At 64.7% G+C, this 24072-nt stretch carries 22 protein-coding genes; 8 read left to right on the plus strand and 14 right to left on the minus strand.

Annotated elements, in window-relative coordinates; all coding sequences use genetic code 11:
- Position 1: 1 nt before the first annotated feature.
- Positions 2-877 (minus strand): helix-turn-helix transcriptional regulator, encoded by an 876-nt coding sequence (locus AC1L6K_RS06995; RefSeq protein WP_480951983.1) that lies wholly within the window; start codon positions 875-877, stop codon positions 2-4.
- 161 nt (positions 878-1038) lie between these two features.
- On the opposite strand from AC1L6K_RS06995, the gene AC1L6K_RS07000 reads away from it, so the two are divergent.
- Positions 1039-1890, plus strand: coding sequence for an aldo/keto reductase (locus tag AC1L6K_RS07000; protein WP_480951984.1), 852 nt, complete (start codon positions 1039-1041; stop codon positions 1888-1890).
- 99 nt (positions 1891-1989) lie between these two features.
- Here the strand turns inward: AC1L6K_RS07000 and AC1L6K_RS07005 are convergent, their stop codons facing one another.
- Together AC1L6K_RS07005 and AC1L6K_RS07010 are read right to left on the minus strand one after the other, a co-directional pair.
- The gene (locus AC1L6K_RS07005) at positions 1990-2766 is read right to left on the minus strand and encodes a PspA/IM30 family protein (RefSeq protein ID WP_480951985.1); all 777 of its coding nucleotides are present in this window, start codon (positions 2764-2766) and stop codon (positions 1990-1992) included.
- A 224-nt stretch (positions 2767-2990) separates the two neighbouring features.
- Positions 2991-5003, minus strand: coding sequence for a TPM domain-containing protein (locus AC1L6K_RS07010; RefSeq protein ID WP_480951986.1), 2013 nt, complete (start codon positions 5001-5003; stop codon positions 2991-2993).
- 257 nt (positions 5004-5260) lie between these two features.
- On the opposite strand from AC1L6K_RS07010, the gene AC1L6K_RS07015 reads away from it, so the two are divergent.
- On the plus strand, positions 5261-6961 hold the full coding sequence (locus AC1L6K_RS07015; protein WP_480951987.1) for a S1C family serine protease: 1701 nt from the start codon (positions 5261-5263) through the stop codon (positions 6959-6961).
- Between the two features lie 72 nt (positions 6962-7033).
- On the opposite strand, the gene AC1L6K_RS07020 is transcribed toward AC1L6K_RS07015, so the two are convergent.
- Positions 7034-8383, minus strand: a complete 1350-nt coding sequence (locus AC1L6K_RS07020) for a permease (RefSeq protein ID WP_480951988.1) — start codon at positions 8381-8383, stop codon at positions 7034-7036.
- The gene (locus AC1L6K_RS07025; RefSeq protein ID WP_480951989.1) at positions 8380-9093 is read right to left on the minus strand and encodes an ABC transporter ATP-binding protein; all 714 of its coding nucleotides are present in this window, start codon (positions 9091-9093) and stop codon (positions 8380-8382) included. The genes AC1L6K_RS07020 and AC1L6K_RS07025 overlap by 4 nt, the downstream gene beginning before the upstream one ends.
- 264 nt (positions 9094-9357) lie before the next feature.
- Between AC1L6K_RS07025 and AC1L6K_RS07030 the strand changes: the two genes are divergently transcribed.
- The 3 genes from AC1L6K_RS07030 (at position 9358) to AC1L6K_RS07040 (ending at position 12272) form a co-directional block, all read left to right on the plus strand.
- A complete protein-coding gene (locus tag AC1L6K_RS07030; protein WP_480951990.1) occupies positions 9358-10182 on the plus strand; it encodes an electron transfer flavoprotein subunit beta/FixA family protein in 825 nt (274 codons plus the stop codon).
- Between the two features lie 10 nt (positions 10183-10192).
- Entirely contained in the window at positions 10193-11161 is a 969-nt protein-coding gene (locus AC1L6K_RS07035) for an electron transfer flavoprotein subunit alpha/FixB family protein (protein WP_480951991.1), read from the plus strand.
- A gap of 874 nt (positions 11162-12035) precedes the next feature.
- Entirely contained in the window at positions 12036-12272 is a 237-nt protein-coding gene (locus AC1L6K_RS07040) for a hypothetical protein (protein ID WP_480951992.1), read from the plus strand.
- A 369-nt stretch (positions 12273-12641) separates the two neighbouring features.
- Here AC1L6K_RS07040 and AC1L6K_RS07045 read toward each other — a convergent pair whose 3' ends face one another.
- The 4 genes from AC1L6K_RS07045 to AC1L6K_RS07060 all read right to left on the minus strand — a co-directional run bounded on the left by AC1L6K_RS07045 (position 12642) and on the right by AC1L6K_RS07060 (position 15671).
- Positions 12642-12827 (minus strand): hypothetical protein, encoded by a 186-nt coding sequence (locus AC1L6K_RS07045; RefSeq protein WP_480951993.1) that lies wholly within the window; start codon positions 12825-12827, stop codon positions 12642-12644.
- A 359-nt stretch (positions 12828-13186) separates the two neighbouring features.
- Positions 13187-14002: a class I SAM-dependent methyltransferase gene (locus AC1L6K_RS07050; RefSeq protein WP_480951994.1), complete on the minus strand. Its 816-nt coding sequence runs from the start codon at positions 14000-14002 to the stop codon at positions 13187-13189.
- 62 nt (positions 14003-14064) lie between these two features.
- Positions 14065-14538: a tRNA (cytidine(34)-2'-O)-methyltransferase gene (locus AC1L6K_RS07055; protein ID WP_480951995.1), complete on the minus strand. Its 474-nt coding sequence runs from the start codon at positions 14536-14538 to the stop codon at positions 14065-14067.
- A 140-nt stretch (positions 14539-14678) separates the two neighbouring features.
- The gene (locus tag AC1L6K_RS07060; RefSeq protein WP_480951996.1) at positions 14679-15671 is read right to left on the minus strand and encodes a J domain-containing protein; all 993 of its coding nucleotides are present in this window, start codon (positions 15669-15671) and stop codon (positions 14679-14681) included.
- Positions 15672-15869: 198 nt separating this feature from the next.
- Here AC1L6K_RS07060 and AC1L6K_RS07065 point away from each other — a divergent pair, with 198 nt between their 5' ends.
- Positions 15870-16778, plus strand: coding sequence for a diacylglycerol/lipid kinase family protein (locus tag AC1L6K_RS07065; RefSeq protein WP_480951997.1), 909 nt, complete (start codon positions 15870-15872; stop codon positions 16776-16778).
- 47 nt (positions 16779-16825) lie between these two features.
- Positions 16826-17548 (plus strand): hypothetical protein, encoded by a 723-nt coding sequence (locus AC1L6K_RS07070; protein WP_480951998.1) that lies wholly within the window; start codon positions 16826-16828, stop codon positions 17546-17548.
- 37 nt (positions 17549-17585) lie between these two features.
- Here AC1L6K_RS07070 and AC1L6K_RS07075 read toward each other — a convergent pair whose 3' ends face one another.
- The 4 genes from AC1L6K_RS07075 to folE form a co-directional block, all read right to left on the minus strand.
- Positions 17586-18350: a pyrimidine reductase family protein gene (locus AC1L6K_RS07075; protein ID WP_480951999.1), complete on the minus strand. Its 765-nt coding sequence runs from the start codon at positions 18348-18350 to the stop codon at positions 17586-17588.
- A gap of 54 nt (positions 18351-18404) precedes the next feature.
- Positions 18405-19358: a dihydropteroate synthase gene (gene folP / locus AC1L6K_RS07080; RefSeq protein WP_480952000.1), complete on the minus strand. Its 954-nt coding sequence runs from the start codon at positions 19356-19358 to the stop codon at positions 18405-18407.
- 8 nt (positions 19359-19366) lie between these two features.
- On the minus strand, positions 19367-20650 hold the full coding sequence (locus AC1L6K_RS07085; RefSeq protein WP_480952001.1) for an NAD(P)/FAD-dependent oxidoreductase: 1284 nt from the start codon (positions 20648-20650) through the stop codon (positions 19367-19369).
- Between the two features lie 83 nt (positions 20651-20733).
- Complete coding sequence (folE, locus tag AC1L6K_RS07090) at positions 20734-21339, minus strand: GTP cyclohydrolase I (RefSeq protein WP_480952002.1); 606 nt, start codon at positions 21337-21339, stop codon at positions 20734-20736.
- A gap of 120 nt (positions 21340-21459) precedes the next feature.
- On the opposite strand from folE, the gene AC1L6K_RS07095 reads away from it, so the two are divergent.
- Positions 21460-22248: a helix-turn-helix transcriptional regulator gene (locus tag AC1L6K_RS07095; protein WP_480952003.1), complete on the plus strand. Its 789-nt coding sequence runs from the start codon at positions 21460-21462 to the stop codon at positions 22246-22248.
- A gap of 55 nt (positions 22249-22303) precedes the next feature.
- On the opposite strand, the gene AC1L6K_RS07100 is transcribed toward AC1L6K_RS07095, so the two are convergent.
- Positions 22304-23803 (minus strand): S8 family serine peptidase, encoded by a 1500-nt coding sequence (locus tag AC1L6K_RS07100; protein ID WP_480952004.1) that lies wholly within the window; start codon positions 23801-23803, stop codon positions 22304-22306.
- Positions 23804-24072 lie beyond the last annotated feature (269 nt).

Genomic DNA, 24072 nt, shown 5'->3' on the forward strand with positions numbered 1-24072 from the left:
GTCAGTTGATTCCTTTGGATGAGGGGACGACATGATGATTGTCCGGTGCGGGGCTGCCGGCCCACGATGACAGCAGCTTCAAGGCGTCCTGCGACGGCGAACCATTCTTGGCCGTGTAAATGCGCAGGCTTTGTTCGGGGTCGTCAGGGAGGATGAGATGTTCAAAGTCCACTTCCACCTCGCCCACCACGCTGTGGTGCAGGGACAAGGTGCCGGAGGACCGCCGGGCCACTGTGTGCCGTGCCCACCACTGCCGGAATTCCTCGCTGTTGACTGCCAGCTCGCCCACCAGGGCCGTGGCCGCAGGGTCGCCGGGATGCCGGCCGATGTCGGCGCGCAGGGCAGCCACAGCATCGGCCGCGGCGCCGTGCCAGTCCCGGAACAGCACGCGTGCGGCCGGATCGAGCATGATCCAGCGTGTGTAGTTGCGCTGCTCGCGCGCCATGGCCGGGAAATCGGCCAGCAGCAGGCGGGCCATGCGATTGCTGGCCAGGACGTCAGTCCTTCTGCCAAGCACGACGGCCGGCACGTCACCCACGGCGTCCAGCAGCTGCCGCATGGACGCGCGCACGCGCTGTGCCGTCGGCGGATTGGTGGCTTGCCCGCCACAGTTTTCCAGCAGGTCGAGCATGTGGGCGGACTCGGCGTCGTTCAGTTGCAGGGCGCGCGCCACTGACGCCAGCACGGAGCGGGAGGGGTGGATGTTGCGGCCCTGCTCGAGCCGTGTGTAGTAGTCGGTGGAAACGTCCGCCAGCCGGGCCACTTCCTCGCGGCGCAGCCCCGGCACGCGCCGGGTGGTCAGTGTGGTGCCCGGATCCGGCTGCAGCCGTGAGCGCATGGCTGAAAGAAACCGGCCGAATTCAATACTTTGTCCCATGTTCCCATTCTGCCCCGGAGCAGGGGCGTCACCTAGTGCCAGGGTGGGTCTGTTAAACCTAGGATCTTTTTGCCCACGTTCAGCGTCGTTTCGCGGGGACTCTCAGCCTAGGCTGGTGGGAAGCGCCTTAACGGCGGAGGCAAGGAGAGGAATGAGTTTTCATGACTGAGTCGAAAACCGCTGCAGCGGCTGTTCCGGAACTGACATTGAACAATGGGGTCGCCATCCCGCAACTGGGCTTCGGTGTCTTCCAGATCCCGCCGGAGGAAACCCGGGTGGCCGTCACGGAAGCCCTGGCTGCCGGCTACCGCCACATCGACACGGCTGCCGCATACCGCAACGAGTCCGGCGTCGGGACGGCAATCGCGGAATCGGGGCTGGCCCGCGAGGACATTTTTGTCACCACCAAGCTGCGCAACGGGGAGCATGACAGCCCCCGCGCCGCCTTCGAGGCCAGCCGCAAGGCGCTGGGGGTGGACTGGGTCGACCTGTACCTGATTCACTGGCCGGTGCCTTCGCAGGGGCTGTACACGCAGGCGTGGAAGGAGCTCGAATCCCTTTATGCAGAGGGTCTGATCCGTGCGATAGGCGTTTCCAACTTCCTGCCTGCCCACCTGGATGAGCTGCTGGCCAATTCCACGGTGGTTCCTGCGGTGAACCAGATAGAGGCGCACCCAAGCTTCCACCAGGGCCAGCTGGCGGACAAGAGCCGAAGCCACGGCATTGCCGTGGAGGCGTACAGTCCGCTGGGCCAGGGCAGGGACCTGGACAACGAGGTGGTTGCCGAACTGGCGGCCCAATACGGTGCCACCCCGGCACAGGTGGTGCTTGCCTGGCATCTGGGACTGGGCAACATCGTCATTCCGAAGACGGTGACGCCCGATCGCATGCGCGAAAACCTGGCAGCAGCCCGGATCAAGCTCAGCACGGATGACTTGAACCGCATCTCGGCACTGGAATCGGGTGGACGCATCGGCGCCGATCCCGCAGTGGCGGCGTTTACCCAGATGTAAAGGGATTGGTGCCGCGCCAACCACGCCGCGCCAAACAAAAGGAACGGGTGCACCACCGCGCAAGCGGAGGGGCACCCGTTCCTTTGCCTGTTCGGCTGGTTACAGGTTGTCGAACTCGGCTTCGTCCACCGAGGCCGGAGCCTTGATCGCTGCCGGGGCCGGGGCGCCGCCGGCCTTCAGGGCCGCCAGCCGGGCCTCAACCTCTGTCTGCTCGCCCAGGTCCTCAAGGGAGTTGAACTGTGCATCCAGGCTCGAGGCGGCGAGTTCGTTCTGCCCACGGACCTTGGCCTCTTCGCGGCGGATTTTCTCCTCGAAGCGGCTCACCTCGCTGGTGGGGTCCATGATGTCGATGCTCTTGAGCGCGTCGTGGACCTGCGTCTGCGCGGCGGCTGTCTTGGAACGGGCGATCAGCTCGTTGCGCTTGTTGCCCAGCTCGGTCAGCTTGCCGTTCATCTGCTGCAGACCGGTCTTGAGCTTTTCAACAACGTCGTTCTGCGCGGCGATGTTCGGTTCTGCGGACCGCGCCTCGCCCTCGGCGGTGATCTGGCGCTGCAGCGCGACCTTGGCGAGGTTGTCGAACTTCTGCGCATCGGCGGCATTGCCGGCAGTGCGGAATTCATCGGCCTTGCGGCTGGCAGCGAGTGCCTTCGAACCCCAGTCCTGCGACGCCTTCACATCCTCGTTGTAGTCATCCTCGAGCATGCGCAGGTTGCCGATCGTCTGGGCGACGGCCGATTCAGCCTCGGTGATGTTCGCCTTGTAATCGCGCACCATTTGGTCAAGCATCTTCTGCGGGTCCTCGGCCTGGTCCAACAGCGCATTGATATTGGCCTTGGCCAGCTGCGCGATCCGGCCGAAAATTGACTGCTTTGCCATTCTGTACCCCTTATTATTTGCTGGTTGCATCAAATGAAATCTCAATAACTGCTGCCCGAGGCGTCCGATAGTGGTTTGAGTCTAAAGGAACTCCCCAATTCTTGCCGCAGGAGCCCAGGTAGTGCAATGCCCCGGTGCCGCAATACAGCACTGCTTCAGGCACGACGCCGGGCCCCGCCCAGGTGCCGGCCACCGCGTGGCGCTGTGGCCGGGCGGGCGACGGGCTAGAAGTTGCCGCCGCTGCCACCGAAGCCGCCACCCCCGCCGCCGCCTCCACCGCCGAAGCCTCCTCCGCCACCTCCGCCGAATCCTCCGCCCCCGCCTCCTGAGAGCAGTCCGCCGATGATGCCGCCCAGGATGGCCCCGCCCATGCCGCCACCCATGGAACCGCCGCCGCCACCGTAGCCGCCGCGTCCTCCGCCGCCAAAGCTGTCGACGTCATTCTGGGCGTATTGAATGGCCTGCTGGGCCAACTGCTGCGCCTGCTGCGCGTACGCCAGGGCATTGGTGGGGTCGGACTCGGCAATGGAAACTGCGTAGTCAAAATTGCGCTCTGCTTCAGAGATTCGAGTGCGGGCCTCGGAGCCCACGCCGCCGCGGCGGGCTGCGATGAAGTCCTTGGCCGTGGCGATGGTTGCCTGTGCACCGGCAAGGGCCTGCTGCAGTGCTGCCTGGGACCGCAGCGCCTGCTGTTGCTGGTCGCGGATGCCTGTCAACAGTTCGTCAAGCTGCCCGTGGGCTTGTTGCACCGCCGACAGTTGGGCCACGGGATCGGGCTTGCCTGCGGCAGCATTCTTGCGCACGTCGTTGAGCTGCGCTTCCGCTGCCTGGACCGTCGGGGTGTAGCGGGAGAACTGCGCGGAGGCCACCATCGACTTTGCCTGTTCCAGGTCGGCGAACGCCGAGGGGAGCGCCGTTGCCAAGGTGGCTGCGGCGTCGTGAATGGCCGTCTCCGTCTTGCCGATCGCGTCGAGCAGCACGGTGCACTGCAGCAGGCTTTCCTCGGCGGCCTTGACCGAAACGGCTGCGCCGGCCGTGTCCGAGGCCGCCAGTTTGGTGTCGGCATCGGCAGCCGCGGTGTCCACAAAATCAAGGCGCTCCTTTGCCTGGGCCACATTGTCACGCACGGGCGCCAACGCCGCATCCGAGTATTGGGACGTCAGCTCGGCCAGCTTTTGCTCCGTGTCGGCCACAGACGTGCGTGCCCCGGCAGCCTGCGTGCGAATCGTGCCCAGCACCTGCGGGGCCGTGCGTTCCAGTTCGCGCAACTCGTCGAAGGCAGCTTTTTCGGCCTCCAGCGCCGCGTTGGCGTCCTCGCTGCGCTTGATGATTTCCCCAAGCCAGGTCCGTTGCTCCTCGATGGTGTCGGGAATTTCGTCGTCCAGCTGTTGTTGGAGCTTGAAGGACTCCGAGAGGTGCGTTTTAGCGCTTTCGAGGGCCGCCTGGAACGGCTTGATGGCCTCGAGGCCGTACGACGCCTGCGCAAAACCAATCTCATGCCCGCTCGTGTTGATGGCGTCGTCAGCAGCGATCAACAGCGAACCTGCCTTGGCGCGCAGCTCCGGGATGGTCATGCCGGCGTTGGGGTCGAGGGCCTTGCCGTCCGGACCGTAACCCTTGGCCGTGGCGTCCGCCGCCGACTTTTTGCGCTTGTTCCGCAGGTAGAGGGCCGTGCCTGCGCCACCTACGACGACGACGCCGCCGACTCCCAGCGCCACGAACCCGCCCGTGGGGTTGGGCACGTTGCCCTTCCCGCCGCCTGCCGCATCGCCCAGGGCCGCGGCTGCATCAATGGCCGCCTGGGCCCAGTTGTCGGCGGACAGCTGCGGCTTGATGACGTTGGTCTGGATGTTTTGGTTCTTTTCTTCGGGGACCATGGCCGTGTCGGCAAACAGCGCATACTTGCCGTCGTTGACGGCGACGACCAAGAGGGCGTCACCGGTGCCGAGCTGTTTCTTGTCGGCCACCTGCTGCCCCCACTGCGTTCCCGTTTCGCCGTCGAAGGAGTCGACATAGACCACAAAGAACGTCATCCCGTGGTCCTGGCTGAGCTTGTCAATGGCTGCCTGCACTTCGGTTTCCTGGCCGCCCAGGACATTGGCATTGTCAACGATGTGCGTGCCGCCGGGAATGGTCACCGGTGGTTCGGCCTGCGCAAGGCCGGCCGGACCCAGCATGAGGGCGAGCAGGCCCAGGACTGCCAGAAATGGGGAAAATACCTTCAACCGTGCAAACATTGCTCACCTTTTGATATGCGACCATGGCGAAATTCGGTCTTAATACTCCAAACGATACTATGGTGCCGTTTTGATTGGTGGCAGGAAGTTTCGCTCAGCGGATAACCCCGCGGCCGGGGGCAGACTGCGACATAATGGAACGTGATGAACCTTCACAGCTGCCTTCCAGCGAACGTACGTCATGGCTCCAGCCGCGGACGACATGATGAATTTCAAGCAAGGATTCATCACATGAGATTTCAATGAAGGGAAAGCTGATGTCAGAGCACAACGGGGAACACACAACCCACAACGACGAACAGCCCGAAACTGCACCCAAAGCCCCTGACACGGCGGCAACGACAGAGGCTCCCCAGGCATCCAGCCCCCAGGCAATCACACCTGCACAAGGTGCACAGGCGCAAGGCACCGGCATGCACAACATGTCGGCCCCCAGTGCACCGCCGCAGCCGCCGGCCGAGGACCAGCCCGCAGGCGCGCCGGCACCAGGCTACGGCGCTCCGCCGTATGGAGCCCACGCATATGGTGCCCCAAACCCCAACCCCAACCCGAACGCGTCAGCCGGCGCCAGCAACCCCACCGGCCAGAACCCCACCGAGCCCATCCCGAACAACTTTGCCGGGCAGGGCCGGCAGCACAACGGCCAGCCGGGAGCGGTGACAGGGCACGCCGGACCGGGGTATCCGGCGTCGAACGCCTACCCGCACACACTGGCCCCGGCCGTCACGGCCAAGCCCAGGGAACGCAAGAAGGTGGGCATGGGCATGTTTGCCGGCGGTGTCTTGGCAGCAGCCCTTGTTGGCGGGCTCGTCGGTGGCGGATCACTGTTCCTCCTGGACCAGCAGCAGGGCGGCAACACCGCGGCCGGGTCGAGCCAGCAAAGCGCGCCGTTGGTGGTCAACAACCCCAAATCGGTCAATGAAGTGTCCGCAGCGGCGGCCAAGGCGATGCCGTCCGTGGTGACGATTTCGGCCACGAGCGGGAGTTCAGGCGGCACGGGCTCGGGCATCATCCTGGACAAGGAAGGCCACATCCTGACCAACACGCACGTTGTGACGCTCGACGGCGCCGCCGCCCATGCCACCATCGAGGTTCAGACCAGCGACAACAAGGTGTATCAGGCCACCATTGTGGGCACCGATCCGCAGTCCGACCTCGCCGTGGTGAAGATCGACGCCCCTGACCTGGTGCCGGCCGCCCTGGGCGAGTCAAGCAAAATCAACGTCGGCGACACTGTGATCGCCATCGGCTCCCCGCTGGGCCTGAACGGCACCGTCACCGACGGCATCGTCTCCACACTCAACCGCACCATCCAGGTGGCCTCCTCGGCCGTCCCGGAAACGCCAAGCGACAGCTCCCAGGACCCGTCCGACGGCGGCAACGGCTTCCGCTTCTCGCCCCCCGGCGGTTCCGAGGAGCCCACGGCGGCCCAGGGCACGGTCAACCTCAACGTGATCCAGACGGACGCCGCCATCAACCCCGGCAACTCCGGTGGCGCGTTGGTCAACGCACAGGGTGAAATCATCGGCGTCAACGTTGCCATCGCCTCAACCGGCGGCACCTCAGGCTCCAGCAGCCAGAGCGGAAACATCGGAGTGGGCTTCTCCATCCCGATCGACCACGCAAAGCGCGTGGCGCAGGACATCATCAAGACGGGCAAGGCCAGCCACGGCCAGTTGGGCGTCTCCGTCAGCGGGACATCCGCCAACAGCTCCGGCAGCGCCTTCTCCACCGGCGCCACGGTTGCCGACGTAACTGCGGACAGTGCAGCGGCAAAGGCCGGACTGAAGAAGGGCGACGTGATCACGCAGCTGGGCAACCGGACCATCAGCGACCCGGCGGAGCTGACCGCAGCCGTTCGCGAGCAGGCCGGAGGAGCCACCGTGAAGTTGGACTTCACCCGGTCGGGCAAGTCCCAGTCGGTCGACGTCACACTTGACACCATGCCCGTCAGCTAACGAATGCACGAAGCCATGCGCACCACTCGATTCGGGTGGTGCGCATGGTCGTTTCCATGGAAAAGAGCCCTGCTATGCGTCCCTGAGGACCTTGTTCAGCACGGGAGCGGAGGCGGCCAGCCCCACCCACACCAGGCCGATGCCTGCGGCCAGCACTCCTGCGATGATCAGCAGGGACAGCGGGGCAAAGATGGCGGCCAGCCCGGTCAGGGGGAACAAGAGCACCGCGGCCAGCACCGCCGAACCAACCGTCACAATCCGGACCGGGGAGAGCACCGCCCGTTTGCGGGCCGCATCCATGACGGTGCGCGGCATGCCGAGACGGTCAAGGCTCACGTAGAGTTCACGCCTGTCCAGGATGGCAGCAGCCTGGTTCACCCCGGCACTGCAGGCCACTAGCAGGAACGACGCCACCACCGTAATTAACACACCTGTACGCATGTCGTTGGTGAGGTGCATCTCGGCGGTGTTGCCGCCCTCGCCGGCGGAGTCCATGAGCGCCAGGCCCGTCCCGGCCACCACGGCGATGAAGCTTGTCATCGACAGGGAACTCACCTGCCGCCAAGCGGCCTTGGGCGATTCCAGAATCGTCCGGGCGGCCAGCAGCTTCGCAGGGGTGTCGGCCCGGCGCAGCCCGCCGCCGGCCAGCCACTTGAGCACAATCGGACCCATCAGGTTCAACAGCGCCAGTCCACCGGCGAAACTGCCGCAGATGATCACTATCACGACGGCTGCCGAACCGCTCGCCGTGATATTTGCCATTGCTGCATAAAGCACGACGGCGGCTCCCGCACCGAGCGCGAACCTGACCCAGTGCACTGTGGGCGCCTTCTGCCGGGTGCGCACCCCCAGGGGAGAAAGCACCACCTGGCGCAGGCCGACAGCGGCACTGATGGCTGCCAGCACCACGAGGGCCGCCGCCGTGGCCAGCACCAGCAGGGGATTGAGCCACAGCTGTGCCAAACCCAAGGCTTTTCCCTGGAAGGGGATGAGGGCAACGGCCGGCAGGGCCGCGGCGTGGAGGACGATGCCGGCGCCGATGCCCACGGCGGCAATGGCAGTGGATTCCACGATGGCCATGGCACCCACGAGTGCGGGGGTGCCGCCCAGCAGCCGCAGTGTCGACAGCCGTTCATCGCGGCGGCGGGCCGACAGGCGTGCCGCCGCGCCGCCCAGGGTCAGCAACGGCAGGACCAACAGCGCCAGGGCCACCATGGCCAGCATCTGGTAGGTTCCGGCCAGATCGGGGTTTTCATTGATGACAGGACTGGTGAAAAAGCTCATGGCCCCGGCCAGCACGATCAGCGACAACGCCGTGACAAGGGCGAAGGCCACTGCGGGCAGCGCCACCACAGCCTTGTTGCCGGGGACAGGGCGGGACATCATCCACAGGATGGAGAACGTTGAATTCAGGCTCTTCACGGCTGGCCCACCCAGGTCTGCCCGGCCGGCGCGTGGGACGACGGCGCAAGGGACAGGACGCCGTCGTGCATAAACAAGGTGCGGCTGCAGCGTGCGGCAACCGTGGCATCGTGGGTGACGAGGACCAGGGTGTGTCCGCGGCCGGCCGTGGCGCCCAGGAGCGCTGACATGACGTCGGCCGAGGTGTGGGAATCGAGGGCGCCGGTGGGCTCGTCCGCGAAGACGATGCGGGCGCCGGTGACCTGGGCCCGGGCGATGGCGACGCGCTGGGCCTGGCCGCCCGAGAGCTCGCCGATGCGCCGCCCCTCCATGCCCGCCAGGCCGAGATGGGCCAGCCAGCCGGCCGACTGCGCCTCGGCATCGCGGCGCGGGACGCCGTTGAGCATGAGTGCCAGGGCCACATTTTCAATGGCCGTCAGCTCCGGGATGAGCAGCCCGGACTGGAACACAAAGCCAAACGACTCGCGGCGCAGCTTGGAACGCTGGGTTTCATTCAGGGCCGTGACGTCGGTGCCCGCGTAGTTGACGGTGCCGGCGTCGGGGGAGGTGATGCCGGCCAGGGTGTGCAGCAGCGTCGTCTTGCCGGAGCCGGAGGCACCCATGATGGCCACGGATTCGCCGGCACGGATGTCGAGGTCGACATTGTTCAAGGCGATGCCGGCGCCATACCTCTTGGACAGCGAGCGTGCGCTCAGGATTGTTGTATTCATGCTTCAATCCTGCTCCGGGGCGCGGCGGCAGGCATCGGGCCACAGGGGGAACCTTTTGCAGCCGCGTCCACCCGGGGGCGGAGAAGTGCCGGCACGCGGGCAGACGCCCCGCCCGTGGACGGCCGCGGTGTTCGCTTGAAGTAAAGAACCGAACCGGCGAATTCCGGCTGCGGGCCGGTTCGAACTAAGCTGTTGGGGTAGGCCAAGGGCGAACCCGCTGCTTCCGCCCCAGCATGGGGAAGGGTGCAGCGACACCATTCGCCCATGACACAAAGGACAGCAGTGGAAAATTCAGCACTGAACATTGTCGTACTGGTCAAATATGTGCCAGACGCACAATTCGACCGGCATCTCACAGGTGATGCCCACGGCATCGACCGTGGTGAAAGCATTCTTTCGGAAATAGACGAATACGCACTTGAAGCGGCGTTGGCCTTGACCGACGCCCGCGGCGGCGCCAAGGGCGGCAACACCGTCACGGCACTGACGCTGGGTCCGGCCTCCGCCGCGGTGGCCGTGAAAAAGTCGTTGCAGATCGGCGCCACGCAGGGCCTGCACGTCACCGACGACGCCCTCGAGGGCTCCGACGCCTCGGCCACCTCGCTGGTCCTCGCCGCAGCCATCAACTCGCTGGGGCCGGTGGACCTCGTTATTACGGGCATGGCTTCCACCGACGGCGAAACATCGATTGTTCCGGCGCAGCTGGCTGCGCGCCTGGGCCTGGCCCAGATCACCTTCGCCTCGGCACTGGACGTTGACGGCACCACCGTCACGGCCCGCCGCGACGGCGATGACTTCTCCGAGGAAATCCAGGCCACGCTGCCTGCCCTCGTCTCGGTGACGGACCAGGCCAATGAGCCGCGCTACCCGAACTTCAAGGGCATCATTGCCGCGAAGAAAAAGAAGGTGACAACTGTGTCCCTGGCGGACCTCGGGTTGTCGCCGGACGCCGTCGGGCATGCCGGGTCGCTGACCAAGGTCACCGCGGCAGCCGAGCGCCCCGCCCGCACAGCCGGCACCGTCATCACCGATTCAGGCGATGCCGGCATCCAATTGGTTGACTTCCTGGCCGCGCAGAAACTGATCTGAGGAACCCTTCATGACTGCAATTGTTGTTTACATTGATCAGCTCGACGCCCCCGGCACGCTTTCGGCGACTGTGCAGCAGCTGCTGACGCTGGCCCGCAGCGCCGGCGAACCGGTGGCCGTTGTGGCCGGTCCCGTCAGCGCCGAGGTGCTGGCCGAACTGGGCGCATACGGCGTGCAGCGGGTGCTGCACTCCGAACAAGACGAACTGGGCCAGTTCCTGGTGGCGCCCCAGGCCGACCTCGTCGCCCAGGCCGCCGCCGCCGTTTCCGCCAGCGCCGTGCTGGTTGACAACAGCGCCGCCGGGAAGGAAATCGCGGCCCGTGCAGGCGTGACCCTGAACGCCGGCGTGATCACCGACGCTGTTTCCGTCACGCACGACGGCGGGAGCCTCGTTGCGCACAAATCGGTCCTTGCGGGGTCCTGGACTGTGGAGGCGCGGGCCACGTCGGCTGTCGCCGTCATCAGTGTCAAGGCCCACGCAGTGGACGCGAGCCCGGCCGTTGAGGCCACAGCGCCCGCCGTCGAGGTTGTGGATGTTGCGTTTGCCCCGGCAAGCCTGGCCGCCCGCGTCACGTCCCGGACGCCGCGTGCGGCTTCCGGACGTCCGGATCTTGAGGACGCCCGCATTGTTGTGGCCGGCGGCCGCGGCGTTGACGGCGACTTCACTCCGGTTGAAGAGCTGGCGGATGTCCTTGGAGCAGCGGTGGGCGCCTCCCGCGCAGCCACCGACGCCGGCTGGATCTCGCACGCATCCCAGGTGGGCCAGACGGGCAAGAAGGTCTCCCCGCAGCTGTACATTTCCGTGGGCATTTCCGGCGCCATTCAGCAAAAAGCCGGCATGCAGACGTCCAAGCTCATCGTCGCTGTGAACAAGGACGCGGACTCGCCCATCTTTGAGATTGCCGACTTTGGCATTGTTGGCGACCTGTTCCAGGTACTGCCGCAGGCTGTCGAAGAAATCAAGAAACGCCGGGGCTGACGCCCCCGTTTGTGACTAATGCCGCCGCTTGGCGGTGCTGCCATGGTTTGATCCATGGCAGCACCGCCAAGCGGCGGCATTTTTGGTCAACTGTAGGATTCCAAGCTGCCTGTCACCAACGAAATTCCCTGACCTGCTGTGATACTCAGTCCCAGATCACCGGAATTCCCAGTTTCATGTCACTTTCCCAGGATGCGCACGCTGCCTCAAACGATATGTGGCCCGCCACGTGTTCCGAGGCCTGGCGGCCGCAGTTTCGAGCAAAACTACTGAGAATGCGGCTTGACAGACATAGAAGAGTCAGTTTGTCCATGGCTATGTGGGACACCCCTTGCGGGATTACTCGCTGGTTCCTACGACTAAACGTTTACACCCTGAGGAGTCCGGTCGGGTCTGATTCTGCTCCAAGCCCGGGAGCGTCTGGGCGCGGACCGGCTACCTCGGTATCGGTCTCAGCGAGCTGGCCAAATGGCCATCGCAAAGGTTCCGGCGCCCATCAGCGCTTCCCTGGTGATGTTGGCCGAGCCCATGGCAGCGGCAGGGTCGCTATGGGGCACTGGCGCGCTCAGCCTCATCGCCCTGCGGAACCGCCGGGCCCCCCACGTGGCCTTCTTCTCCAGAGTTGATGGGTGGAATTCTTGTCCTCATGGCTACGCTCCTCACTGGTGACGGGCCATAGAGAGATTCCGCAAGACCCACTCACCAGGTAGACGGCACAGACCAAGATTGTGTGAGGTCCTATCCCGCCCCGACGATTTGTCGCGGCAAATTTGCGGTGCTTGCTCTAGGCAGTCGCGGGGTGGTGGGGATGCGCAGCAGCGGGACTTCGCGTTCGGCCCTCCCCAACCAGACGCCCTGGTGTCAGAATGAGGTCATGGACATAGAGAACTGGTGGCCCCTTCTGGACTCATCGACCCAGCAATGGTTGATCAACAACAACGGAGACGTTGTGCCGTCATCCATCCTTGGTCAGATCACGGCTCTGGCAGGCCACCCTACGGCAGCTACATCTTGGGTTGGATCCAACGTTCCAGAGGAATTTTACCTCTCGGATGAAGCAACCGACTGGATAGAAGAAATAGCGAACGACGAGCACTCTGAGAAGGAGTAGCCGATCCAAATTCGGGTTGCCAGTCGCCTGACATCAACGAGGCACGCAGTCCCGAAGTGCGTTCCGTTTACGGTCGCACCAAGGTTGTGTGGACGAGTATTGAAAATGACTGTGTTTCATTGGCGGGGAAGTCCCACCAGAGGAGCGTCCCAGTTCTCTGGCGTGGGCCACCTGGAATAGGCGACCGTCTCTCAGTTGGAAGTTGAACCGGGTCTGATGATCTTACCGGTATCGTCACGGACGATCGAGGCCCACGGTTTCTTTGGTTGTGGATTTATCGCGCCGGGAGGAAGAGACGAGGACGAGAATAATCTCTGCGAGGCCCGCAACGCTCCATAGCAAACAACATCGGCAAGAATCCATCCCCTATTAATATTGAAGGGTCAGGTTCCTCGGCAGCCATTGACGAGCGGAAAAGGTGATTGCCATGACGGGGAGGCCCGCCAGCAGTAGCCAAGCGGTGTACTTTGCCATCTTGTGGCCGAGAAGGCGCAAGCAGGCATGCAGCAACCAGAAAATGCCGACACAAAGGGGCAGCAGGTAAATAGGGTTCAAACTGCCAGCCTTTCAGTTGGTGAAGGATAGAGCGCCTTGCCCAGGGATGATTCGGCAGGGGAATGTTCCGTTTCCTTGGAACTTGGAACTTGGAACCCGTGCCCGACTTCGTACCCTCATCGGGGACCCCTATGTAACGGACAAACGTTAAGTAAACTGAGGCCAACGCTTCCGGTTTCGAGAGTCTGAGTGTCACAACATGGGATCGTTACGTCGCCGTAGGTGGCTACGCACACCAGCTTGTCAGCATCGGTTGTCATTGCTGTTCGGCAAAGGTTCCCACTAGCTCCGGATCTCACATCAACTGGTGGCAGAACCCGACAAAAACCGGGCAGCACGCGCAGCGGCAGCTGGACTGCTCAGTTGCTGCCTGCGCGGGGCAGCGACGCCGTGGCGATCATGGCGTCGGAGTTCATTTCAATGCGCGGACCCACTGATTGGATGAAGTCGCGGCGGACCCTGGCGATGGCCTCGGGATCACGGGGAAGGAAGGTGCGCCACCCGCTGCCCATGACCAGGTTCCAGGCCATGGCGTCGTCGACCGTCAGGGTCAGCGGATGCGTCGAGACGGAAACCTGCTCAAATCCCCGCTCGCGGAGCCAGCTGGTCAGCGATGCAACGGAGGCGACGCGTGCCATGTTTTTGTTTGCCAGGGGAACGACGTCTGCCAGTCGCGGGCGTTCCTTGATGGCGGCCTCAAAGATTCGCGCGGCAAAGGGTTCCAGTGCGCCTTCAAGCCAGGTGCTCGTGACCAGCCGGCCGCCTGGCCGGAGCATGGATGCCAGGTGCTCGACACCTGCCTCCATGTCGGCAAAGAAAAACATGCTGTAGGAACACAGCACGGCGTCGAAGGTGCGGTGTCCGCGCCATTCCGTGACGTCTGCCTCTGTCAGGGTGGTGTTGAGGATTCCTTGTTCGGCCAGGTTTGCGGCGGCAATGCGCAGCAGTCCTGTGGAAAGGTCCACGCCGTCGACAGTGCCGCCGGGACCTACTGCCAGTGCGGCGGGAATGGTGGCGGCGCCAGTTCCGCAGCAGGCGTCAAGCACCTTTTCGCCGGGCTGCAGCATGGCTTCAGCAACCACGTCGCGGCCCATCGGATCCCAGAGTTTCTCCGACCACGCCTCAAATTGCAGCGCTCCGTCGGTGAACGCCAGGCCAGGATCGCGAGCGGACATGCATGCCTCCAGTTGATGAAATGGGTCTTGGCTGAACCTGTGTGCAGGCCGGCCTGTGAGTTTTAAGCCTGGATTTGTGCCCCGGCAAAATTGTTTTGGCGCCACGCTTCAAACACGGCAATTGAGGCGGCGTTGGCCAGGTTCAGGGAACGCAGCGCCGGGAGCATGGGCAGGCGCACCCTGGCGGTGAGGTGCGGGTCCTTCTTGACGTCTTCGGGCAGGCCTTCGGACTCGCGGCCGAACATCAGCACGTCCCCGGGCTGGTAGGCAATGTCTGTGTAGCTCGTTTCGCCGTCCGAGGTGAAGGCAAAGACGCGGTCAGGAGCCAGGGCCTCCCACGCTGCTTCGAGGTTCTTGTGGACTGTCACCACTGCAAGGTCGTGGTAATCCAGCCCGGCCCGGCGCAATTTGGCGTCCGAGAAGTCGAAACCGAGGGGTTCGACAAGGTGCAGCTCGGCGCCGGTGATGGCGGCCAGGCGGATGGCGTTGCCGGTGTTGCCGGGGATCTCTGGGGTCAGGAATAGGATGCGAAACACTGTTTTATCCTACCGTCAGGCGCGGGCGGGGTTGGACCAGGGCAGGCGTTGGTCCCTGGCAGGCGGTTGTCCCGGGAGACGGGGCAGGCAGCCGTGGGTGCCTGGTGGGCCGGGCCTCCCGGCCCACCACGGGGGCCAAACTAGTACATGCCGCCGAGGAGCCTGTCCAAGACGTGCAGGTCAACCACGTTGGGGGACGGGCCCGACGCCAGGAACTGCTTGACCTCGCGCACGAATCGGGCGGCGTTGGCCACGGTGACGGTGTTGGAACCGTCGGGCTCGGTGCCCCTGGCGTAGTCGATGACCGGTTCGAAAAGGTTGCCTGTGCTGCTGTGCACGCAGACCCAGGCAGTGACATTGCATTCGGGGAAAAGTTCCTGCAATGCGCGGGCGGCAGGGATCAGCTGCGGCGGTGCTGCAACTTTGCTGCCGTGCACCAGCATGCTGCCGTCCCAGCGAAAGGTGCCGTTGGGCACCAGCATGGAACCGACGACGGCGATCCGGTACCCGGAAACAATGACGTGGTCCAAATAGCCGTTGCTCAGTGGGGCTGTGAGGCCGTTGATGAGCCGGGCGGCTGGAATGCCCGGCAACACCTGCTGCATGATCAACTGGGCAGTTCGGGCCTCACGGGCCAGCCGCGAGGCTGCGCCAAAGACACCACGCTTCCGCGGCGCCCCGTGGACGGGTTGCGCCGCCGCCGGGCGGGGCAGCAGGGGAGCTTCCCCGGGGGCCAGGTCTTCGTAGGCAGGGACATATCTGGCAGGGTCGCCTGCCGTGCTTCTGTCTGCGGGGGCACGGCGGGTATTAAAACGGCCAAAGCCGGCCCCGGCGTCGCCACGGCCCGGAGCACCGGCGGAACCGTAAGAGCCGCCGCGTGCGTTGGAACCCGACGCCGGCGACGCACCTGGGGCGCGCCGCGCCGAACCGTATGACCTGTCATAGGCCTGTCGGCGCGCCGGCTCGGAGAGCACCTCGTACGCCTCGGTGATTTGGCGAAACACTGCAGGGTCCCCGCCCCTGTCGGGGTGGGCGATCCTGGCGGCTTTGCGGTAGGCGATCTTGACGTCGCGTTCGGTGGCCGTGCGGGCAAGCCCCAGGACTTGGTAATGCGTAAGAAACTTCTCGCCCACTGGTGGCCTTTCGCTAGCCCGGCTGTGCCAAGAGTTCAGTCTATCGGCCGAACCAGGGCGTCACATCTTAATCTGCAGCGTCCACGCTGGCATACTTGCCTTTGCCATGAACACATTCCATTACACCGAGACTTGCCGCGACAGCGGTGCTTGCCGCAGTACGGCCGTGCCGGCATGAACGGGCCGGCGGATCCTGCAGTGCTCCGGATAGCGGTGGCCATCAACCCGCGCGCTGCCTTCGGCGGGAAACGGAAGCGCCCGGCCGGGCACACCGGTGACTTGGTGGTGCGGGCCCTGAGGGCAGCCGGACACCGCGTCACGGTTCTGCGCCGCCGAGACTATGCAGCCCTTCGTGCAGCCGTCGAAGCAGCACTCGACGCGGGTGCGCAGGCCCTGGTTGTTGTGGGCGGGGACGGCATGGTCCACCTTGGCGTCAATGCGCTGGCCGGCACGTCCATCCCGCTGGGCATCATCCCGACGGGGACAGGCAACGATGCCGCCCGCGGACTGGGCCTTGACCCCGGGGACCCCGGCGCCGCAGTCGAACATTTCCTGAAATGCTGCCAGGGCGAGCCGCGCAGCATTGACCTGGGCCGCCTCGAACGCGCAGGAGAAGCGCCCGTCTGGTTCATGTGCGCGCTCTCAGCCGGTTTTGACGCCCTTGTCAACGAACGCGCCAACGGCTGGCGGTGGCCGCGCGGACCCCTGCGCTACCAGCTGGCAATACTGCGCGAACTGGCCGCGCTGAAATCGCTGCAATACTCTCTGGTGGTTGACGGGCAGGTGCGCAGGCAGCGCGGGGTGCTGATTTCCATCTCCAACGGCGTCTGCGTCGGCGGCGGCATGAAGATCACCCCGGATGCCAGATACGACGACGGCAGGCTGGACTTGTTTTTCCTCTCGCCGGTGACTCGGCTGGGGTTCCTGCGCATTTACCCACTGGTTTTTTCCGGCCGGCACACGGGGCGCCCCGAGGTGCGGATTGAGCAGGTGGAGGAGGTTTTCATCGACTCGCCCGGGGTGGTTGCGTATGCAGACGGGGAGCGGATTGGGCCGTTGCCGGTGACTGTGAAGGTTGATCCGGCGGCCCTGAAGCTGTGGGCGTAGCTCCGGGCAGCTCCGGAGAAGGCCGCGGGATCTGTACAGTGGAGCGTGTGAATCTACGACGTGGCGGAATGAAGCAGGCGATTGCCGCTGCGGGAGTGACGGTTGTGGCGCTCGCAGCCTTGAGCGGATGCAGTATTTCCATTCCCGCACCGGCCCAGCCCACAGCCGGCCAGTCAGTTGCCCCGCCCACCTACGCCCCGCCAACCATAGTCGCCGGGCACGACGACGCCGCGGTGGCGGCAGCGCCCATGACGTTTGAAGCCGGCAGCACGCTTTTGCCAGGCGTGCCGCTTGCTTTCAGTGACATCCTTGGCCAGCCGCCGCAGGACTATTCCCAAACGCCTGGCCCGCCGGAGTGGAAACTGGTCAAGAAGAACGTGGCCGGCCAGACACAGTACAGCAATGTTGCCGGCTGCCAACTGGCCTATTGGGTGACCGCCAACCAAGGGCCGTTGGCCACCGGGGGCGACGACAAGGCATCGACGCTGGCTCTCATGAAGTACTTGATCCCTTCGGCCATGGATGGATCGCTGGCCGAGGCAAAGCTGCCGTGGGTTGCCGAAGCCGGCACAGCTGGACAGCAGATTTCCTTCCTCAGCTTCAACACCAAGGCTGCCAAGGACGTCATGGCAAGCACAGTGTGGGGACGCATGCTGGGAACCGCCGACACCGGCCTCGTAGTGAGCCTGGCCTGTCCCACGGATGAATTGCTTGCCGCCACCACACCGAAGATGATGGAGAAATTGTCTGTCGCTCCGCCGTCGAGCTAAGAAGTTCAGCAGCGTCCAGCACCGGCGCGATGTGGTGTCAGGTGGCGGGGCGGACGTAGCGCAGGAACAGCATTGAATCGGCCTTGAGGATTCTGGTCAGCGTCATGCCCGAGGGCACTGCCGCGGGGGATCCGGCGCCGTGGGCGATGCGTCCGGCTGAACCGCCCACCAACAAGGGGGACACGGTCAAGGAGAGCTCATCGACCTTGCCGGCCGCGGCGAAAGTGCCCAGCAGCGTTGGTCCGCCCTCGGAATGGATCTTGTTCAATCCGCGTGCTGCAAGTTCGGCGATGACCAGCCCCACGTCAAGTGATTCCCCGCCCACCATGACAACGTCGGCCACGCGCGACAGGGCGTCCTTGCGTTCCTGCGGGGCGGATTCAAGTGTCAGGACCAGCGGCCGGACGGGTGCTTGCGTAAACACCTCAAGTTCGGGGTCCAGATTCAGCGACCCGGAGACAATGGCAAGCGGCGGGTGCCCTGACAGCCAGTTGTCCGCACGCCACTTTTGTGCGGCCTTGCTCAGCAGTTCCCCGCCGTAGCCCTCGGCCCTGACGGTTTGTGCGCCCACCAGGATGACGTCGGCGGTTTGGCGCATGAGTGAAAAAACGCGCAGGTCCCACGCGTTGCCAAGTTTTCCCGACAGTCCGTCCACTGTGGCGGCGCCATCAATGCTGGAGATGAAGTTGAAGCTCACCCACGCCCTGCCGGTGCGGCCGGCTTCCGGCGGCGGCGCCAGCAGCTCGTGCTCCAATGCAGCTCCGGAGAGCAGCGACGCGTCCGGAAAGATCCGCTCGATCATGGTTGGCTCCTCGTTAAGCTGGCGGCGGCAGGGGTGACGCCCGTGCGCAAGAGCCTACACATCTGCCGGCTGCGCGGGGTGGGCGGGCGCGTTGATCCGGCCCATGTTGTGTCGCAGGTACGCAGGCTCCCGCCAACCCAGGACAGCCTCGGTCATGCGGATGGCCGAGCTGGCCGCCTCCACATTGTGCATGCGCAACACCCGGGCCCCGCCCAGAATGCAGATCACCCCGGAGGCAATGGAACCTTCCAGGCGCTCATCCTTGGACTGGTCCAGGGTTTCACCGATGAAGTCCTTGTTCGACACCGCGGCAAGGGCGGGAAAGCCCAAGGCGGCAATCTCGTTGAAGCGGCGCGTAATCTCCAAGGTGTGCAGCGTGTTCTTGTTCAGGTCATGGCCGGGGTCGATGATGATCTTGTCGGCCGGGACGCCCAATGACATCGCCAGCTCAACCCGGGAGGACAGGAAGGCAGCCACCTCGGTGACGACGTCGTCGTACTGCGGCCGGGGGTATGCGGTGCGGGGCGCGGCCAACGAGTGGGTGATGACCAGGTGCGCACCGGCTTCCGCCACGACCGAGGCAATGTCCGGATTGGACAGCCCGGTGGTGTCGTTGATGACGTTGGCGCCGGCGGCAATGCTGCGGGCGGCCACCTCCGGCAAAAAAGTGTCAACCGAAATGATCACGTCGCTGGCCGCGGCCACGGCGGAGATGACAGGCACCACCCGCTCGCTTTCCTCGTCCGCGCTCAGGGCCGGCCCCGGTGCAAAGGGGACACCGCCAATGTCCACCCAGTCGGCGCCGTCGTTCACGGCAGCCAGTGAAGCGGCCACCGCAGCATCCAGCGCAAAGGTGGCTCCGCCGTCGTAAAAGGAATCGGGGGTGCGGTTGATGATGGCCATGAGGGCCACCTGCCGGCTGAAGTCGATGGTGCGCGGGCCAAAGTGGTGAACCGGGTGGAGCAGCGTCGGCGTGTAGAACGGGGCTGCAGAAGCGGGGGTGGTCATACCCTCCATCAAATCCCCTCGAGCGGGGTTTGCGGGTCAGCCAGCTTCACCGTGTCGACAATGCGGCGGGAGGAGATGAGCGCCTTGATGGCGTCCTGGACGTCCCAAATGTTCACGTTCATGCCTGCCACGACGCGGCCCTCCAGCACCCAGAACGCAATGAATTCGCGCTTGGCGAGGTCGCCGCGGACCACGAGTTCGGCATCCTTCGCCAGTGCGCCGAAGCCGGAGTACTCCATGCCGAGGTCGAATTGGTCGGTGTAGAAGTAGGGGATGTCATCGAGTGCGGCATCCTGGCCCAGCATGGATTTCGCCGCCACCTTGCCGCTGGCGATCGCGTTGGCCCAGTGCTCGGAGCGTGCAAACGCCCCGGTCACCGGATGCATGGCGTTGGCCACGTCGCCGGCCGCGTACACGTCCCCGGCGGAGGTTTGCAGTGCCGCCGAGACCTCGATGCCGTTGTTGATGGTGAGCCCGGCGTCCTTGGCAAGGCCAATGTTGGGCACTACGCCGACGGCCACAATGACAATGTCGGCCGGCAGTGTGACGCCGGTGGTGGTCAGCACGGACGTGACAACACCGTCGGTGCCCCGGATTTCCGCGGCACTGGCCGGCAGCTCAAAATGCACGCCGGCTTCCTTGTGTCGGTTGGTGAAAACCGTGCCCAGCTCCGCTCCGATCGCGGCGGACAGCGGCACGTCCTCCAGCCCCATGAGCGCCACCTTGTTGCCCAGCTCGGTGGCCGTGGCCGCAATTTCCATGCCGATCCAGCCCGAGCCGATCAGCACCACGTTCTTGCCGCCACCTTCCAAAAGCGCCTTCAGGGCAACGCTGTCGGCCTTGGTCCGGAAGGTGTAAACGCCCTGAAGTTCGACGCCGGGGAAAGGGATCCGGCGCGGGGCGGCACCTGTCGCCAACAGCACCTTGGCATACGGGAGCGCTGTCCCGTCAGCCAGCGTGACGGTGTGGGCACCAGGGTCAAGGGCCGTGGCCGCCGTGCCTGTCAGGACGGTGACGTTGTTCTCGGGATACCAGGTCGCGGGCAGGGGGAGGAGGTCGTCTTCGCCTTCCTTGCCGGCCAGGAACCCCTTGGACAGGGGCGGGCGCTGGTAGGGGATTTCCGGTTCGTCGGCCACGATGGTGACGGAGCCCTCATACCCTTCCTTGCGCAGTGTTTCAGCGGCAGTGGCAGCAGTGAGGCCGCCGCCGATGATCACCATGCCGGGTGCTTCGCCGGATGGGGTGTTGGCATCTGCCGTGTCGGGGGCGGGGGTGGTGGGTGACTGGCTCATGATCGAAACTCTTTCCGCTGGAAAATGGCTGTTTCTGGTATGAAGCTTTGTTCGCCTGGGCGCCTCTCAGGCGGGGGAGGGTGTCAGTGCGGGAACTGCTCGCGGAGGGGTCCGGCGTCGGACAATAAACCGGTGAAGACCGAGGTCCGGGTCAGGGTGCCGGTGGTCTGGACGCCGCGCAGGGACATGCACATGTGTTCGGCCTCCATGACAATGCCAACACCGCGGGGCGCCAGGGTGTCCTCCAGCCAGTCGGCGATCTGCTGGGTGAGGCGTTCCTGGACCTGCAGGTCGCGGGAGAACAGCTCCACGCCGCGGGCCAGCTTGGACAGGCCGAAGAGGCGGTCGCCGGGCAGGTAGCCGACATGGGCCACGCCGCGGAACGGCAGCAGGTGGTGCTGGCACAGTGAATGGAAGGGGATGTCCTTGACCAGCACGAGGCCCTGATAGCCGTCTTCATTGGGGAACGTTGTCCATGACGTCTCGCGCGGGGTCAGCATTTCGGCATAAGCGGCGGCCACTCGGCGGGGCGTGTCCAACAGGTGCGGGTCGGTTTCGTCGCGGCCCAGGGCGCGCAGGAACTCGGCAATGGCCGCCTGGGCGCGGGGCAGGTCGATTTCCGGCGCCGCCAGGGTTTCGGGATCGTCAAAAGCAAGGAGGTCCGGCAGGGACGCGCTGGTGATGGACATATCCAACCCTTTCTAAAGCTTGTATTATTGACTTTAGAAGCGCAGACTCAAAGCGTCAAGTAGGCGCGAAATAAACCGCAAACTGCCCAACAGCGGCAAGAGAGCACAAGGCCCGTGGTCATGATTCAACCGGTGCAGCACCCGTCCACACCCCCGTCAACGAAGGAATCCGCAACAATTACCATCAGGGAGCAGACTGCCATGGCAACGGTGCTGCCCGCCGGGCTGAATTCCGGGCTGAATTCCAGTCTCGACGACAGCCAGCGCCTCAGCGCCGTGGCGGCCCTGGGCGATCCGGTGCGCAAGGACCTCTTTGACCTGGTGCGCGGCGCCGGGCAGGCACTCAGCCGGGACGAATGTGCGCAGGCGCTGGGGCTGCCCAAGAGCACCGTGCGGGTCCACTTGGACAAGCTGGTGGAGGAACAACTGCTGCAGGTGGAGTACCGCAAGCTGGGTGCGAAGACCGGGCCCGGGTCCGGCCGGCCCAGCAAGCTGTACGCCGTGGCCCAGGCCGAGATCAGCGTCTCTGTTCCGCCGCGCCACTACGACCTTGCCGCCGCACTGCTGGCCGCCGCCGTGCAACGTTCCATCGACATCGGAGAAAACGTGGAGCAGTCCCTGGCAACGGTCGCCCATGGCGAAGGCCTCCGCCTGGGCGCCGAGGCCGGGAGCATCCACCAACTGCTGCGCACCACCGGCTACAGCCCCGAGCCGGACGGCGAGGGCGGGACCATCATGGCCAACTGCCCGTTCCACCGCCTCTCCCAGGACCACACGGGCGTGGTCTGCTCGCTCAACGGCTCGCTGCTGGGTGGCGCCCTTGAGGGGTGTGCGGATTCGGTCCACGACCTGGCACCCGACGCCGAAATCTCCCACTGCTGTGCCCGCCTCGTGCCGAAGGAACCTTAAACTATTCCGGCGGCCACCGGGCAAGGTGGCCGCCGGAACTGTGCAAGCTGAATTTTTAGCTGACAGCCTGCAGGGCGTCGACAATGCCTTCGCCGTAGTAGCTGTTGTTGCCCAGGCCGCCGATGCACTCGGAGCCGGTCGGTGTTGCCGAAGGCGTGCACTCATGGTCCTCGGCCTGCTTGCGCAGCTGGGAAATCATCTGCTTGGGCTTCAATCCCGGGTGCTCGGACTTCATCAGGGCCAGCACGCCGGCAACCTGCGGTGAGGCCATCGACGTGCCGCTGAGCAGGCCGTATTTGTTGTCCGGCAACGTGGACAGGATGCGCGAGCCGGGTGCCGCCACGTCAATGACGTTCAGGCCACGGTTGGAGAAGGACGAGAGCTTGGCGGCCTGATCCGTGGAGGCCACTGTCACCACGCCCTCCAGCTCGGTGGGGATGTCCTTGCAGCTGTTGTTGATTTCACGCTCAATCCCGGCGACGTCGTTCGGGCTGACGTCGTCGGTGGTCTTGTTGGCCAGGTCGTAGGAGGCATTTCCCGCAGCCGCGGCATGGACCACGCCTTGTTTCGTTGACCATTTCACGGCGCGCTCAACGGCATCGAGCACGGCCTTCTGGTCGGGCTGGTCGCCACACCAGAACTGCACGGGGTCCACGTAGTAGCTGTTGTTCGTGACATCCATGCCCTTCATGCCAGCCCACATGAAACCGCAGATGGCGTATTCCGGGTAGATCGAACCGGCGTCGTTGACGACCTTGACAGAGGCCATGCGCACGTTCGGTGCCACGCCGACGATGCCAACGCCGTTGCGGGCTGCGCCGATGATGCCGGCCACGTGGGTGCCATGGGATGACGTCGTGGGGAACCAGCCTGTGGGCGAGGTGTCCGGACGCCCGGCATTGGTGCAGTTGACCGAGTTGGCCACATCGATGTTGGCCGCGAGGTCCGGGTGCTGTGGATCGATGCCACTGTCCAAAACCCCGACCAACACATCACGGGAACCATCGGTGACCTGGTGGGCCTGGTCCGCCTTGACCTGAGCCTGGCTCCACTGTTCGCCTTCGCGCGGATCTGCTGCAACGCCGTCGAACGCGGCATCACCGTACAGCACATCGGTGTTGGCCATCTGTTTGCTGCGCTGCGCAGGCGCCTCCTGCCATGGGGTGGAAATACCCTCCGGGGTGCCCTCGGCAACCGTGATGGTGCGGGTTGCGCCCACCGATTCCACGGCTGATTTTCCGAGTCTGAGAACCTCGGTGCGGAAGTTGGCTCGATCGGACTGGACAATGACCACGCCGATCTCGGGCCACTGCTGGACCGCGACACCGCCGGCTGCCTCAATGGCCTGGACAGCAGTTTCTGTCTTGTTGGCGTTGGCAGCCTTGGCGTTGACCACGTAGCTCATGAGTTGGCCGTCGACTGCGGGAAAATCAATGGGTGTGGACTGGGCTGCTGGCGGCGCAGCGGTGGCGCTGCCGCCAATCATTGTGGTGGCAGCCATGGCGACTGCGCACAAGGCGGCAGCCGTCGTTCGGCGGAAGAATGCTTTCTGCATGGATTTAATCCCCCCGGGATCATTGTGTGATGTGGGACACCCCGATCCTGCCATTGGGGGGAAGTTGTTGACAAATTCATGGCCGTGGAATTGGCCGCGCATCCGGATCACGCGGCGACCAGGCCAATTTCGGCCCCGCCCCTCGCGGCGTGTTCCCAGCCGCTGGTTGCCCGGCTGGCGCGTTGGTCCCCACCCTGCGCGTTTCTTGCCCTGGGGAATGGGATGAATTTCCGGTGTTATTGACAGGAAATGCGTTGTGGGCAAAAACG

Source organism: Specibacter sp. BI4 (assembly GCF_056680095.1).

Coding starts and splice junctions, on each gene's coding strand:
- AC1L6K_RS07010 (WP_480951986.1), bottom strand. CDS start 5,003: ATGTTTGCACGGTTGAAGGTATTTTCCCCATTTCTGGCAGTCCTGGGC.
- AC1L6K_RS07000 (WP_480951984.1), top strand. CDS start 1,039: ATGACTGAGTCGAAAACCGCTGCAGCGGCTGTTCCGGAACTGACATTG.
- folP (WP_480952000.1), bottom strand. CDS start 19,358: ATGACCACCCCCGCTTCTGCAGCCCCGTTCTACACGCCGACGCTGCTC.
- AC1L6K_RS07100 (WP_480952004.1), bottom strand. CDS start 23,803: ATGCAGAAAGCATTCTTCCGCCGAACGACGGCTGCCGCCTTGTGCGCA.
- AC1L6K_RS07095 (WP_480952003.1), top strand. CDS start 21,460: ATGATTCAACCGGTGCAGCACCCGTCCACACCCCCGTCAACGAAGGAA.
- AC1L6K_RS07085 (WP_480952001.1), bottom strand. CDS start 20,650: ATGAGCCAGTCACCCACCACCCCCGCCCCCGACACGGCAGATGCCAAC.
- AC1L6K_RS06995 (WP_480951983.1), bottom strand. CDS start 877: ATGGGACAAAGTATTGAATTCGGCCGGTTTCTTTCAGCCATGCGCTCA.
- AC1L6K_RS07025 (WP_480951989.1), bottom strand. CDS start 9,093: ATGAATACAACAATCCTGAGCGCACGCTCGCTGTCCAAGAGGTATGGC.
- AC1L6K_RS07075 (WP_480951999.1), bottom strand. CDS start 18,350: ATGATCGAGCGGATCTTTCCGGACGCGTCGCTGCTCTCCGGAGCTGCA.
- AC1L6K_RS07005 (WP_480951985.1), bottom strand. CDS start 2,766: ATGGCAAAGCAGTCAATTTTCGGCCGGATCGCGCAGCTGGCCAAGGCC.
- AC1L6K_RS07035 (WP_480951991.1), top strand. CDS start 10,193: ATGACTGCAATTGTTGTTTACATTGATCAGCTCGACGCCCCCGGCACG.
- AC1L6K_RS07040 (WP_480951992.1), top strand. CDS start 12,036: ATGGACATAGAGAACTGGTGGCCCCTTCTGGACTCATCGACCCAGCAA.
- AC1L6K_RS07050 (WP_480951994.1), bottom strand. CDS start 14,002: ATGTCCGCTCGCGATCCTGGCCTGGCGTTCACCGACGGAGCGCTGCAA.
- AC1L6K_RS07030 (WP_480951990.1), top strand. CDS start 9,358: ATGACACAAAGGACAGCAGTGGAAAATTCAGCACTGAACATTGTCGTA.
- AC1L6K_RS07015 (WP_480951987.1), top strand. CDS start 5,261: ATGTCAGAGCACAACGGGGAACACACAACCCACAACGACGAACAGCCC.
- folE (WP_480952002.1), bottom strand. CDS start 21,339: ATGTCCATCACCAGCGCGTCCCTGCCGGACCTCCTTGCTTTTGACGAT.